Origin of the sequence: Saccharolobus solfataricus, from assembly GCF_900079115.1 — an archaeon.
In the GTDB taxonomy this organism is placed as follows: Archaea; Thermoproteota; Thermoprotei_A; order Sulfolobales; family Sulfolobaceae; genus Saccharolobus; species Saccharolobus solfataricus.
The window spans coordinates 2,321,325-2,334,741 of record NZ_LT549890.1 but is presented as its reverse complement, the minus strand read 5'-3'; the positions used below and the strand labels follow the sequence as shown (position 1 = coordinate 2,334,741).

Sequence of the window (13,417 nt, the reverse complement as noted above, 5' to 3'; positions counted from 1 at the left end):
TTATTAAATTTTATCATAAAATACTCGTCTTAACACAGACCCTATCAGACCTATAGCATCTCTTCCTTGCTCCATCAACGGAAAGAATGAGAGGAATCCGTGTATAACGTTGTTAAATCTCACACTAGTAACTGAGACTCCAGCTTGTAGTAGTTTATTTGCATACGCTTCTCCTTGATCCCTTAGTGGATCGTATTCTGCTGTTATTATCAAGGCTGGAGGTAATCCGTTGAAATCTTGCGCCAGAATTGGAGAGAACCTAAAGTCTAGCAAATCTGCAGGGCTTCGTAAGTATTGAGAACCGAACCACTCTATATGCTCTCTGGTAGGCAGTGTTCTCAAACAGTCATGAAATTCAAAAAATGTTTGTAAAAATATTGGAGTAATATGGGAAAACGCTCATTTAACGTTTAAGATATAGAAATTTGAACAGAGACATTATTTTAGAAAAGCTTATGTGCAAGAGTTTACGAGGTTCATTCTAGTACTACCACAAAAAGATTTCATAACCCTCCCACATAAACCCTTTTCAGAGGCTGTTTTTCACGTTCTAATTCCTTAGCTACATCTAGATCGAAACGACTAATTATGAAAATTTCTAACCTAATTTAATTTTACTATATGATATCGAATAAGATGACTGCATGAGAACACTCCCCTCTGGTAAGGAAGAACCCATCAGAGTACTCTATCATGGATCTTGAAACGTTATCTAAACTTACCGCTGGGTAAACCAGTATTTGATACTTCAAATTAATTTTACCCTTTGAAAGAAGAGCTACAACCGCTGCCAAATTTCCTCCAGCACTATCTCCCGCAATAGCAACTCCCATCTTTCCATCAAATTTATCTAAATTGTTATAAACCCAATTAGTAGCGTCAAATGAATCGATAACTGCAGAAGGAAACTTGTATTCTGGAGCTAACCTATAGTCCACTGATACTACAACGCAATTGCACGCATTTGTAATTGCTCTACATAATGGGTCATAAGATTCCACATCGCCTATTACAAAACCGCCTCCATGAAGATACACTAGAACACCATAAGGACCGCTACTCTTCGGAAAATACACTCTAGCGTTTATAACGGTTTCACTGCCTGGTATTTTTATATCTTCTACTTTTCCAACTTCGACTTTGGGAGCTGCCGACGCTAATTGCCTAAATATCTTTCTTACCTCTTCTACTGGGGCTTTACCAATTGGTATAGTAAGAGCTGATTCTAGTAACTTTTTAATTCTAGGATCTAGGGGCATATATTATATTAAAATTGGAGATATAAAATCTTTTTACATATCACATATTCTGTTTCTAAATTAGTACCTTTCAGTTCTAGATCAGTATCTTACGGTAAAAATTCCAGTTGATACTTAAAATACTTTTATCTTATTAGTTCTTTCTATAGTAAATTGTTCATTCTTCTTCGGGATATCTTGGTTTAATATATTGTCAATGATAGTTCTATCTATAACATTATTTACGTCAAAGCTCTTATTAATTAGTAGTACGTGTTTAGAGTCTAGATGGTTCCAACAATTGGAATACTCTACTGTAGAATCTAGCGATAACTCATCAGTTAGGAAAATACCTATTTTAATAGGGGAGAAATCATAAACAGTTCTGACTATTGGATTTTGCTCATTTATCCCAACATAATTATCTACTATAATATAATCCCAGTTTCTCGATAAGACGAATTTAAGTTGTTCTAATCTTTCCTCGTCATAAAATTTCTCTAAAAACCATATTTTATTCCGCAGTTTAAGTATGAAGATACCATCTATTTCCTTTAGCGAGGATCCTAAATCGAAACCATCCAATAATCCATCACCATAGTGACCTAGTAGATTTGATAAAGTAGATAGAGAATCATTATCAATAAGGAGAACCTTCTTAAATTTCTTTTTAGAGATATATTTAGATAACTCGTAAGATAGTCTGCTTTTCCCTATTCCCCCCTTTAGGCTTAGGATAAAAATTGAAATAGACATATCTATTTTAGGTAAGTATTTCCCTTAATAAAGATTAGTTAGAAAGATTCTAACTATCTTCGATCTTTTTACCATTTGTTATCTAAAAGTTGATATGGATATTATTCCCTAATCACAGAACTATTTGTTTTATTATTTATTGTCTCTAGGTACTATTAGTCTTGCTTGTCGCATTTCTCCATACTCTCCAATCGCCAAACTTCTTATCGTATTCTGGACACCCTCTTCTCCAATTCATACCTCCGACCCATTCTACATTCCCAAAAATATCATAAAACTTCTTTTCCCTAAGGGATACTTCATCCTTAATATAATCCCTTATGTTTTCAATAAAGTTTTCCATCTCTATTTTTGTATCGAAATAAAGAATTATGACCCCTTTACTTAAGAGGTTTAGGGGAAATCTAAAAAGTGCATATTTTCCCGGCATATCTCTAGTTATACTTAAGAATTGGTCTAAGGGAATTTTTAGGTTATCTATCGGAATTCCCAGCTTGTAACATTTTAAAGAATTTTCGTGTTGGACTCCTCTTTCATAGGCTAACCAACACTCTTCACACTTACCCCATCTTTTGCCAAATCCCTTCCACGCTATCATTTTAAAAGACCTCTTCCACGAACTTTCTAGCAGTTTCTACGTCAATTTTAACCGGGTTTCCACTATTATTCACAATCTCAACAAAAGTATTTACATATTTTAATGCCTCATTTAATGTGGTAAATTCAGATAATCTTCGCCTAGCTCCTATCTCCTTTAGGAATTTATCCATAAATTCATATAATGGTTCTCCTTCATTCTCTATTTCCTTCAATTTATTTCTTGCAACATTGTAGTTTAACCTGATTGCTGATGGTAGTGATATACAAGATGTTACACCATGAGGTATGTTAAATCTAGGACCATAAACGTAACCGAAATTATGACTTATCCCCATTTTGGCATATCTCATTGTCAAGGATGATAACCATGTGCCTATTTGACATAATCCCCTATCTTCAAGGGAATCTAAATTTCTCAAGCATTTAACTAGCTTCTTATACCCTTCTATGGCTAAGGAATCAGTAAATGGCGTAGAATCCTTAGAGTATAATGCTTCCACTGCGTGGTCTATTGCCCTCACTCCACTTGCTATAAGTAACCATTTAGGTGTTTCAAGTGTAGCTCTTGGATCTAATATTACGACATCTGCCTCTTTTCCAATTCTACTTTTCTTTATTCCATTAACTGTTGCTCCTCCAGATCTAGTATGCTCTGCTCCAGAAAAAGTAGTAGGTATTACTATATAGTAACCGTTAAATGAAAGCTTTATACCGTCTATTATACTTCCTCCTCCTAAGCCTATTACAATGTCATATCCCTTAAGTCTCTCCGTTAAATTATTTACGTCATCTACTGGAGTGTGTTGTCTTGGTCCCTCAATTACCTCAGCTTTTATATGACTTAATATTTGTTCAAGAATTTTACTTTTGAGTAAACTTCTAGTAGTAACTAAAGCTATTCTTTTGCCCTTAACGTTTTCTAACCAATCTAGTGCGTTAAGTCCATAAATAACTTGTGTAGTAGGGTACTCTACTTTGAACATATGTATTAATGTATAGCAAATAAATTAATAAACTTACTAAACTCTACATGGTAAATGATAATTTCTTGATCAGTTTATTAAGCATGGCGAGATTGTGAAATAGAACAAGAGCTGAAACTATTGGTAGGGCATAATAGGCTAATATGAAATATGCAAATGAGGACAAAATGGAAAGTATTGTTGCAGTAATTGAGCTTATTGAAAGAGCAATAGAGTACATTACTATACTCGGTAAGAATACACAGCATGATGACCCAGATACGACTCCCAAAGATGGGATTAAAACTATTGATTTACTAAGTTTATTTGAAATCCCCCACAATTCCAATATTTCCATAACATTTAACCCTATCAATAATGCGAGAACTATTCCCATAAAAGTAGAGAAGGGTATAATATCTCCCTCGTAAGGACCTACGAAAAACCAAATTGCAGGACTATTTGATACCCATTCAAGAAAGTAGGTAATTGGGGGTGGTATAGAATATCCTATTCCTGCATTAAATGAGAAATTAAAACTTATATTCTTGATAGATCCAGGGAGTAACAAATAGAAGAAGAATGAATAGAGAATCACATGATATGCCATATATAATCCTACTATGAGCCAAAATATTTTCCTTTTCCAATATTTTGCAATACCACTCCTAATGTAATTATAGAAAGGAGTCGGTAAGATTAAGATTATGAATGTCCAAAAAAATATTGTGGATATTGTCGAGTAGAGAAGTATGTCAGTTTTACTAAGATAATAAGCTATTAATGAGAGTATCAGAAAAATAGGGGATATTGCTAGTCTTTTAAACATATTGATATTTAAGAAAAATATTAAATAAAAAATTTTCCCTTAGCCCCAGCTGTGAGTTGATGAAGTTGAGGAGGTTGAAGATGAAATTATGGAGTATGGGACTGAGACAGAGCTTGAGACTATTAAATCAGCCCACATTCCGCTTTCAGCATGACCGTATATTCCACAAGCAATCCAATAGTAACCAGCTGAAATATTATCTAACATTCCAATTACAGTCTGGCCAGGTTGAACTCCATTACTCATAAAGTTCGATGGTGAGTCGCCAACATACAGTAAAATTTTGCCATCCGCGGAAATATTGGAGTTATTTGGTATTGGGGTCTCGTTTAATACTATATTCGCGTTATGGGGAATGGACTGATCATTAGTCAAAATTATCATTACATTCCATCCTGCAGGAACATAAAGTTTCATTTGCCCATACGCAGTACCATTATAATTAAATGATGGACCAGTAACTGTTACAGTTAAATAAATGAACACAGTCTTGTTGTTGGGGTTGTAAGGCAAAACGTTAGCCCCAGGGGGTAGGGTTACCGTCTGAGTTGCCGTCTGTGTCGTAGTAGTTGTGGATGAAGATGTTGTAGAAGATGTTGAGGACGAAGTGGGAGGCACTGAATTTGAGGTAGAAGATGTTAAGAAAGTTGTCGTAGCCGAACTTGTTGTAGAAGATGTTGTGGCAGGATGATGACCTAGTGTTAGATAAGCAGCTACTCCTGCTATAATTATTACTATTACTATGATAGCTATAATTATGGACGAGTTCATGGGTGCCTTCTTCCTTGGGATCCTATTTAAATCTTTTCCCAAATATAGTAATTAACCCTATTATTAAAATAATATAGAATTCCAAATCAACCCAAGTTTAACTGAGGAATGACCTTTATTAAATCTGATATATTCGTTTGACTAGATGGAATTACAAATTTCCATAGTTAAAGTTTACCTGCGTGATCTTCAATTGAAGTAGCTCGAAATATAATAATTTCGCTAACGTGAAACTTAAGATAGTAGTGAGACCAACATTAAGGTCAAATTATTATAGATATTATTCGCTTTAGAGTCAAGAATTATCAACTACTTACGGAAGAGCGTTATAGACACTTCTCTTAATAGAGTTAAGAAGTCAAAGGCTCTCTGAATTACTCTTTCCAAATAAAATTAAGCAGATGGTAAGTTATATATGGGGGAAGTTATATTAAGAACATATTCGGTAAGGTTAAAGAGTTGTAAGGGGATCTCGTATATTACTAAAAGGTGTTAAAATACATTATGGAAAAGTTTTAAAAAGAGAGAGTACGGACATTATCTTATGAAAGAAAGAGAAGTAGAAGCTAAAAGATTAGTTGGAAAGAAGAATGTTAGAGGAAAAATATATGAGTATGAATATTTCACATTGCCATTGAATCTGTACTTGCCTAAGTCGATGGTAGAAAAATTTGGAACAAAGTATATGCTTCAAGTTGATGAGGATAGTGGGACAATAACGATAAAACCTAAATCTAGTCAGTGAAACCAAGGATTTTTCCCCTACGTATTATAAACGTTTTGCTAGCAGTGTGAATTTTAACGATCTTCTCTTTCATCTCAACTCTGATTATTTTTTCATAAATCTCAGGCTTGTATATATGTAAAGATATTGCAATCGTGAGTAGATATATTAAAATGGGTATTATAAAGAGTACCAAAATGAAAATATATCTAAAAACTACATATAAAATGGAAACTAGTAAGGTAATAATGAATGATATATAATACATCTCATTAATTCGAGTCCTTTTATACCCTATCTCACTCTCCGAAATGAAAAAGATTACATAGTAACCATCATTGCTTAGCCCTAATGCCTTCTTTTTCACAGTATTAATTCGATAAAGGAGATATTTAATCGATAGTTGTTTGAGGATCCGGATAAATAATAAATATTAATAAAAAGTACAGTACTATTCGAGATGAAAAGGTATCTCATATTATTTTTAGTTTTGTCAAGTATAATATTTGTACCAACAACTTACTCTTCTAACCAATTTAGTTTTCTAAACATTGGAAATACAATTAGTTACAACATTTACGAAACATCATCTAGACTTGGAACCTACTTAACCTTTAATATAAGTATGAATCTAGTTTGGAATGGAACCGCTTTTGTAATAAATGGAAAATCAATAAACAAAGTATTTCCAGCAATAAATACAAACAATTTGACCATAGAGAACATAAGTGGTTCATATCCATATCCTCTAAGTGTGTGGATTAACACTGCAGCCGCTGGTACTCCCAGTGGATTTCTAGAAACCGGTAAAGAATTCACTAACTATAATGGAATTCCTGCTGTGGAATTCCTAGACTACAACAACTACACTTACATTTCCCTACAATACATGATACCACTAAAGTCATACTATAGTATAAATATAAATCCGGCCTCAAACCTAACATACAGCGCTACCACGACGTTGACAGAAGGTGACTTAAACTTTTACACTGGACCATACAACTTATATAACGTTTCATTCAATTACGTATACCAAAACTACACCGTAAATCTGTTCTTTATTGTAGCGTCTTCAAGTGCTGAGATTAACCTCTTAAATTACTCAAATCACGTGGCATTTAATATAACCGGTTCAAAGTTCATAAGTCTGCTAGTTCCCATAACTACATTCAACGACTTACTTGGAGTATCCAAGTTCATATATAATGAAAGCCCATATGTCATTGTATTAACATCGACGGGAAATGCGTATTATTACAACACATCTGTACCGATAATCGGAAGCTATATTCCAGGAACAAACTACTACATGATATCTATACCGTATTCGGGAAATCTAATAATTATATTTGGTAATCACTACTCAAATTACGTTGATGGAAGTTTTAATATAAAAAATAATGGGATTGGCAATGGACCTTCCATCATTTATATCGTATTTGCAATCATATTAGTTGCAGTTGTGGCTTTAGTCACGTATAGATTAAGAAAGAAGTAGCTTCGGAATATCATAAGGAGTATTAGCAACAGGGATTCCAGCCTCTTTAAATGCCTTAATCTTACTCTCAAAGGTTCCCATGCCCATATACACTACAGCTCCAGCATGCCCCATTCTTTTTTCTCTTGGTGCAGTCATTCCAGCTATGTAAGCTATAACTGGCTTTTTAATTTCTCTCCTCTTATATGCCTCTGCTAACCTCTCCTCCATTGTACCTCCTATCTCTCCAATTACGACTATTTTTTCCGTTTCTGGATCCTGATCAAACATCTTTGTCACTTCTAAAATACTTGTTCCTATTATTGGATCTCCGCCTATTCCTATTACAGTAGATTGGCCCATACCGTGATTCTTAAGTAGCTCTGAAACTTCATATGTTAGTGTACCAGATCTAGATACTATTCCTATTTTACCCTTCTTAAATGCTCTAGCTGGGAGTATTCCAACTAGACTTTCCTCTGGGGCTATTATCCCGGGACAATTTGGTCCTATTATTCTAGATCCCCTAGCTCTGGCATATTTTATAGCTTTAGCCATATCTAAAACGGGTATATGCTCTGTTATTGTTACAATCAATTTTATCCCTGCATCAACTGCTTCGTATATGGCATCTACTGCGTATTTAGCTGGAACGAAAATTATAGAGGCATCAGCCTCGTGCTCTTTCATTGCATCTTTTACCGTATCATATACGGGTACGCTGTTAACTTGAGTTCCACCTTTACCCGGAGTGACGCCAGCAACTATTTTTGTACCATATTTCAGCATTTGCTGTGTATGAAAGCTTCCTTCTCTTCCCGTGATTCCTTGAACTATTACCCTAGTGTTCTTATTTATGAGCGTACTGCATCACCTATCATTTTTAATACATCATCATATACGTTTACTCCGTTCTCTCTTAATATTTTCTTCCCTAACTCCTCATTTGTACCTAGCAATCTAACAAATATTGGCTTCTTTATCTCCTTTAATGCATCAACTATACCTAACGCTACCTCATCACATCTGGTAATCCCGCCGTAAATATTTATAACAACTTTCTTAACTTTAGGATTACTACCTACTTTGAGTACGCTTTCCTTAACGTGTTCCCTACTTGCTCCTCCACCGACATCCAAGAAATTAGCTGGATTCCCACCATTTAATTTAACTAAATCCATTGAAGCCATGGTTAATCCAGCTCCATTACCTATTATTCCTATATCTCCATCTAGTTCCACATAACTATCATGAATTTCTTGCCTTCCTAATTCCTTTAACAAATCCTCATGTCTAAATAACGCGTTGTCCTCTAAAATCACCTTAGAGTCCAATGCCAATAATCTGCCATCACTAGTCAATGCTAATGGGTTTATTTCAACTAGTTCAGCGTCATATTCTACAAATAATTTATATAAACCTTGTATTATTTGCCCTAATCCCTTAACTCCTAGATACTTCTCAGCCTCAATAATATCATAACTCCTAACTCCCCTTTCTAATGGTATTATCATCTTCTTAACGTCCTTAGCTTGCTCAACATCAATACCTCCTTCTCTGGATAAAACCAGCATTGGTTCTGCAGATTCCCTATCTAATAATACTGAAGCGTAAAACTCCTTCTCGTGAGGAACGAACTCCTCCACTAAGAATTTCTCTACTCCTAGTTTTTTCAACTCTAAAATGGTATTATAAACATCGTCAGTTACTCTTACTAGTCCTCTCTTGCCTCTTGCACCTTCCAAAAGTTGAGATTTCACTACAGCCTTTCCTCCCCATTTTATCGGTTCTGTAGTTACGATACCATTAGGCACTGGAATTCCTACTCGTTTAAAAAGACTCTTTCCCTCGTATTCGTACAACTTCATACCACATACTTATCGAATAAAAATTTAAACATTACTACTCGTTACTTAAATTTAGTAAAAGTATTTAAAGAGGTATATTTTGTATCACAGAGAATTTTCTCCGTAATATTTACATACTTTCTTCAAAATACAATCCTCACATTTAGGCTTTTTAGTGAAACAGAATGCCCTACCTACAGTGACTATTCCAGCATGAAGTAATTTGTATTTATAGACATCTGGTTCTAAATTTTCTTCTACCATTCTTTTTACTTCATCTTTTTTCTTTATACTAGTTCCTAATACTCGAGATAATACTCTCTTACCGTACTCGGATGGTGGAAAGTTTGGTTTGTGCCCTGCGAAAAGCAAGATTGAATCAGCTGTTTCTTGCCCTATACCATCAATACTTAAAAGTAGATTTCTGTCATAAAATTTCTCAATAGTACCTAGATCTACTACGATCTTAGATATATTAATCAATCTCTTTACTTTGGTCTTATAGAAATTAATTCCTTTCAACACGCTATATAATTCTTCCTCACTCGTATTGTATAATTTATAAAAGTCAGTTAAACCTTTATTCCTCATTTCCTCCACTTTATTCTTCACAATTTCCCATCTTGACATTTGAACCAGTATTGCTGAAATGATTATCTCTTCTTCACTTTTTAGTCCATCCCACCATTCATAAGAAGTTTTAGATGAAACTATCCAACCTTTCTCCTTTAATATAGTTTTATTGTTTTCAAATATTTCTAAGAGAATTTCAAGAAGCTGACGTAACATTACAACTCACTTAGTATGTGCTTGACTAGATTTGGAGTTCCTATATCAAAAACATTAGGTTTCTTAACGTTTTCTATGGCATCCAGTAAAACATTATAGTCATTCCACGTTATAGGATCTCTCAAAAATGTAGCTCCCAATATCTCGGCATATTTCTCGGTATCGCTTATCGATGTTGCACTCTTCCAATCATTATTATAAACTATTATTACAGGTTTCCTATACATTACTACTGCTTCCATTGCAGTCTTGCCTTGATGTGTTATCACCAAAGATGCGTTGGCTATCCACTTTTCTAAATCTGGATCAAAACTAAACGTAGTAATATTTTGATTACGATAAATTGACGGATCTATTTTTCCCGTTTGTATTACAATCCTCTTCCCTATAACGTATTTTACAATTACGTCAAATAACCTCTTAAAACCCATGCTACCAGTTGTAACTAATATATAGCCTTCATCTTTACTCTCGTACTTAGGTTTTTCAACGATTGGTCCCACAACAATACCCTTTTTTTCATAAAGCTTCTTCTGCTCTTGCCAATGAAGAAATATACCCTTGGCATAATTTGATATTATACTTATTGCCTTTCCCTTGGTGATGAGCCTATCTTGGCTTTCGATACCGTAAACCTTCCCACCTTTTAAGTATTGGAAAAACGAAGGAAATATAGAGTGATTGCTTCCGGTGGCTATGATTAAATCATACTTCTTAATATTGGCGCTCTTTACTATTATAGAGAATAACCTCTTAAATAATACTAGACTACTTTCGTCTGGTTCTCTTCCTTTAGGTATCTCGTAGATTTTATTTGCGTATTGCGATATCATTTGCCTACTATAAGAATCATTTGTGGGTATTACGAAATCTATTTTTTCGGTTATGTATTGGGCAATAGCTCTGGCGAAGCCTGTATGACCACCACCACTAGCTATTATTAAGATTCTTGTCACAATACTCTTTGTAACAGCTAAAGATTTAAGTTAAATGACATAGCGATATTTATGGAAAGTTATAAGCCAATGTGGCTAAAGGGTGCAATAATTTTAGCCATAAACCTAATGGAGAGGGGATATAAGCCAGTTGCAGTTGGACTAGGCGAAAGGGATTTCTACATTGATATCAAATCAGACACTAGCATTACCTTAGATGAGGTTAAGAAGGCAATTAGTAAGAACGTTCTAGCTAATGTACCCATTGAGAATAATCAAGTAGTGTATAAAGGAAATAAGGTTTCAATAGTAGAGGATAAGGTTTCAATTCCGACAAATCTGAATCCTAAGTATTTTGAAATTTTGAATATCTCAACCCATCATCCAAATCCCAATGAGCAATATGTTAGAATTAGAGGTGTGGCTTTTGAGACTGAAGAACAGTTAAAGGACTACCTTACTTGGTTGGAAAAGGCTGAAGAGACTGACCATAGGTTAATTGGAGAGAAGTTAGACTTGTTTAGTTTTCACGAGGAAGCTGGATCAGGTTTAGTATTATTTCATCCTAAGGGGCAAACCCTAAGAAACGAACTCATTACATTTATGAGAGAGATAAATGATAGCATGGGGTATCAAGAAGTTTACACTAGTCACGTTCTTAAGACTGATATATGGAAAATATCCGGTCATTACACCTTGTATAGGGATAAACTAATTGTCTTTAACATGGAAGGTGACGAGTACGGAGTAAAACCAATGAACTGCCCAGCTCACATTTTAATTTACAAATCTAAACCTAGAACCTATCGTGATCTTCCAATAAGATTTTCAGAATTTGGTCATGTATATAGGTGGGAAAAGAAAGGAGAATTATATGGGTTACTGAGAGTTAGAGGTTTCGTCCAAGACGATGGTCACATCTTCCTTAAAGAGGATCAACTAAAGGAAGAGATTAAGATGCTCATCTCTAAGACAGTGGAAGTTTGGCATAAGTTTGGCTTTAAGGATGACGATATTAAACCTTATCTGAGCACCAGGCCGGATGAGAGTATTGGATCTGATGAACTGTGGGAAAAAGCTACTAACGCGCTTATTTCCGCGTTGCAAGAATCGGGCTTAAAATTCGGTATTAAGGAAAAAGAAGGTGCGTTTTATGGGCCTAAAATTGACTTCGAGATAAGAGATAGTCTAGGTAGATGGTGGCAATTATCTACAATACAAGTTGACTTCAACTTACCAGAGAGGTTTAAGTTAGAGTATATTGATAAGGATGGGACAAAGAAGAGGCCGGTAATGGTCCATAGGGCAATATACGGATCCATAGATAGATTCGTTGCAATACTACTGGAGCACTTTAAAGGTAAGCTACCAACGTGGTTAAGCCCAGTCCAAGTTAAGGTTTTGCCAATAACTGACGAAGTAAATGAATACGCTGAAAAAGTGCTAAACGATATGAGAAAGAGGAGAATAAGAGCAGAGATTGATTATGCGGGTGAGACTTTAAGTAGGAGGATTAAGAACGCATATGATCAAGGAGTTCCATACATATTGATAGTAGGTAAGAAGGAAGCTAGTCAAGGTACAGTAACTGTTAGAGCTAGAGGTAACATTGAAGTGAGAAACGTTAAGTTTGAAAAGTTCCTAGATTTGATGATTACCGAGATTACGCAAAGAGATGTAGAGCAAACTACAGCAAAAGCGTTAAAATAGTGAATTTTTTATAATAAAATATAGTATATTAACTCTTGTGGTAGTATACGGTTTATATAAAAGTCCTTTTGGCAATATAACTGTAGCTAAGGACAATAAGGGATTTATTATGTTGGATTTTTGTGATTGTGTGGAATACAATTCAAGAGATGATACCAGTTTCACTGACTTCTTCCATAAGTTAGATCTTTACTTCGAGGGTAAGCCAGTAGACTTAAAAGAGCCAGTTAGCTTAAAGACCTATCCCTTTAGATTGTCAGTATTTAAAGAGGTAATGAAGATTCCTTGGGGAAAAGTTAACACGTATAAACAGATTGCAGATTCACTCGGAACTTCCCCAAGAGCTATCGGCATGGCATTATCCAAAAATCCAATTCTTCTTATCATACCGTGCCACCGAGTAATAGCTGAAAATGGCATTGGAGGATATTCAAGAGGAGTTAAGTTAAAGAGAGCTTTATTGGAATTAGAGGGAGTCAAATTACCTGATTGAGGTAGAAAGTGTTTACCCGTGGCGTAACTTCTGCTTACTTTTAACCACTTCTAATTCCGCCACGGGCACCCCTCTTGAGGGCTCATACACACTCACCCTCAACTCATTGGGGCTAGTCGAGGGAAACACCACTACCCTCCCATCCGTATTTGTCGCCCCCAATACCTCGTGAGCATAGCCCGTCATCAGTATGGAGTTCATCAATTTATAATGTAGAGGAAATAATATATAAACATAATCATAATAAAGATCATATTGTGAAATGATTAAAAGTATTTAAAAG

The 13,417-nt window shown here is 35.0% G+C and carries 15 protein-coding genes and 2 pseudogenes; 4 read left to right on the top strand and 13 right to left on the bottom strand.

The genetic code is table 11. The annotated features are described in order from the left end of the window. Window positions 1-3 precede the first annotated feature (3 nt). The 7 genes and pseudogenes from SSOP1_RS12505 to SSOP1_RS12475 form a co-directional block, all read right to left on the bottom strand. Window positions 4-342 carry an alpha/beta hydrolase fold domain-containing protein gene (locus SSOP1_RS12505; protein WP_048056679.1) on the bottom strand — a complete coding sequence of 113 codons (339 nt, stop codon included), beginning with the start codon at window positions 340-342 and terminating at the stop codon, window positions 4-6. Window positions 343-659: 317 nt separating this feature from the next. Then, a pseudogene (locus SSOP1_RS12500) lies at window positions 660-1,259 on the bottom strand (alpha/beta hydrolase); the annotation flags it as partial. 114 nt (window positions 1,260-1,373) lie between these two features. Next, on the bottom strand, window positions 1,374-1,994 hold the full coding sequence (locus SSOP1_RS12495) for a nucleotide-binding protein (RefSeq protein WP_009992882.1): 621 nt from the start codon (window positions 1,992-1,994) through the stop codon (window positions 1,374-1,376). A 145-nt stretch (window positions 1,995-2,139) separates the two neighbouring features. Next, window positions 2,140-2,592: a hypothetical protein gene (locus SSOP1_RS12490; RefSeq protein WP_009992880.1), complete on the bottom strand. Its 453-nt coding sequence runs from the start codon at window positions 2,590-2,592 to the stop codon at window positions 2,140-2,142. Window position 2,593: 1 nt separating this feature from the next. Next, window positions 2,594-3,577: an iron-containing alcohol dehydrogenase gene (locus tag SSOP1_RS12485; protein WP_063492830.1), complete on the bottom strand. Its 984-nt coding sequence runs from the start codon at window positions 3,575-3,577 to the stop codon at window positions 2,594-2,596. 43 nt (window positions 3,578-3,620) lie between these two features. After that, complete coding sequence (locus SSOP1_RS12480; protein ID WP_009989271.1) at window positions 3,621-4,385, bottom strand: hypothetical protein; 765 nt, start codon at window positions 4,383-4,385, stop codon at window positions 3,621-3,623. 39 nt (window positions 4,386-4,424) lie between these two features. Continuing rightward, window positions 4,425-5,156, bottom strand: a complete 732-nt coding sequence (locus tag SSOP1_RS12475; protein ID WP_014511414.1) for a sulfocyanin — start codon at window positions 5,154-5,156, stop codon at window positions 4,425-4,427. Between the two features lie 544 nt (window positions 5,157-5,700). Here SSOP1_RS12475 and SSOP1_RS12470 point away from each other — a divergent pair. After that, window positions 5,701-5,901 carry a hypothetical protein gene (locus SSOP1_RS12470; RefSeq protein ID WP_009989275.1) on the top strand — a complete coding sequence of 67 codons (201 nt, stop codon included), beginning with the start codon at window positions 5,701-5,703 and terminating at the stop codon, window positions 5,899-5,901. Here SSOP1_RS12470 and SSOP1_RS12465 read toward each other — a convergent pair. Beyond that, complete coding sequence (locus SSOP1_RS12465; RefSeq protein WP_009989276.1) at window positions 5,891-6,247, bottom strand: hypothetical protein; 357 nt, start codon at window positions 6,245-6,247, stop codon at window positions 5,891-5,893. The two genes, SSOP1_RS12470 and SSOP1_RS12465, sit on opposite strands and share 11 nt — an antisense overlap. Window positions 6,248-6,340: 93 nt before the next feature. Here SSOP1_RS12465 and SSOP1_RS12460 point away from each other — a divergent pair, with 93 nt between their 5' ends. Next, on the top strand, window positions 6,341-7,381 hold the full coding sequence (locus tag SSOP1_RS12460; RefSeq protein WP_009989278.1) for a hypothetical protein: 1,041 nt from the start codon (window positions 6,341-6,343) through the stop codon (window positions 7,379-7,381). Here SSOP1_RS12460 and sucD read toward each other — a convergent pair. The 4 genes from sucD to SSOP1_RS12440 form a co-directional block, all read right to left on the bottom strand. After that, window positions 7,367-8,218, bottom strand: a complete 852-nt coding sequence (sucD, locus tag SSOP1_RS12455) for a succinate--CoA ligase subunit alpha (protein ID WP_080514941.1) — start codon at window positions 8,216-8,218, stop codon at window positions 7,367-7,369. The two genes, SSOP1_RS12460 and sucD, sit on opposite strands and share 15 nt — an antisense overlap. Further along, a complete protein-coding gene (locus tag SSOP1_RS12450) occupies window positions 8,215-9,228 on the bottom strand; it encodes a succinate--CoA ligase subunit beta (protein WP_009989282.1) in 1,014 nt (337 codons plus the stop codon). The genes sucD and SSOP1_RS12450 overlap by 4 nt, the downstream gene beginning before the upstream one ends. An 84-nt stretch (window positions 9,229-9,312) precedes the next feature. Further along, the gene (locus tag SSOP1_RS12445) at window positions 9,313-9,996 is read right to left on the bottom strand and encodes an endonuclease III domain-containing protein (protein ID WP_009989283.1); all 684 of its coding nucleotides are present in this window, start codon (window positions 9,994-9,996) and stop codon (window positions 9,313-9,315) included. Beyond that, window positions 9,996-10,952 (bottom strand): UDP-N-acetylglucosamine--N-acetylmuramyl-(pentapeptide) pyrophosphoryl-undecaprenol N-acetylglucosamine transferase, encoded by a 957-nt coding sequence (locus SSOP1_RS12440; RefSeq protein WP_009989284.1) that lies wholly within the window; start codon window positions 10,950-10,952, stop codon window positions 9,996-9,998. Before SSOP1_RS12440 ends, SSOP1_RS12445 begins: the two co-directional genes overlap by 1 nt. A gap of 51 nt (window positions 10,953-11,003) precedes the next feature. Between SSOP1_RS12440 and thrS the strand changes: the two genes are divergently transcribed. Together thrS and SSOP1_RS12430 are read left to right on the top strand one after the other, a co-directional pair. Continuing rightward, window positions 11,004-12,641: a threonine--tRNA ligase gene (thrS, locus tag SSOP1_RS12435; RefSeq protein ID WP_009989285.1), complete on the top strand. Its 1,638-nt coding sequence runs from the start codon at window positions 11,004-11,006 to the stop codon at window positions 12,639-12,641. A 37-nt stretch (window positions 12,642-12,678) separates the two neighbouring features. Continuing rightward, a complete protein-coding gene (locus SSOP1_RS12430) occupies window positions 12,679-13,134 on the top strand; it encodes a methylated-DNA--[protein]-cysteine S-methyltransferase (protein ID WP_009989286.1) in 456 nt (151 codons plus the stop codon). Between the two features lie 12 nt (window positions 13,135-13,146). Here SSOP1_RS12430 and SSOP1_RS17950 read toward each other — a convergent pair. Then, window positions 13,147-13,341 (bottom strand): annotated as a pseudogene (locus SSOP1_RS17950) (hypothetical protein); the annotation flags it as partial. Window positions 13,342-13,417: the final 76 nt, after the last annotated feature.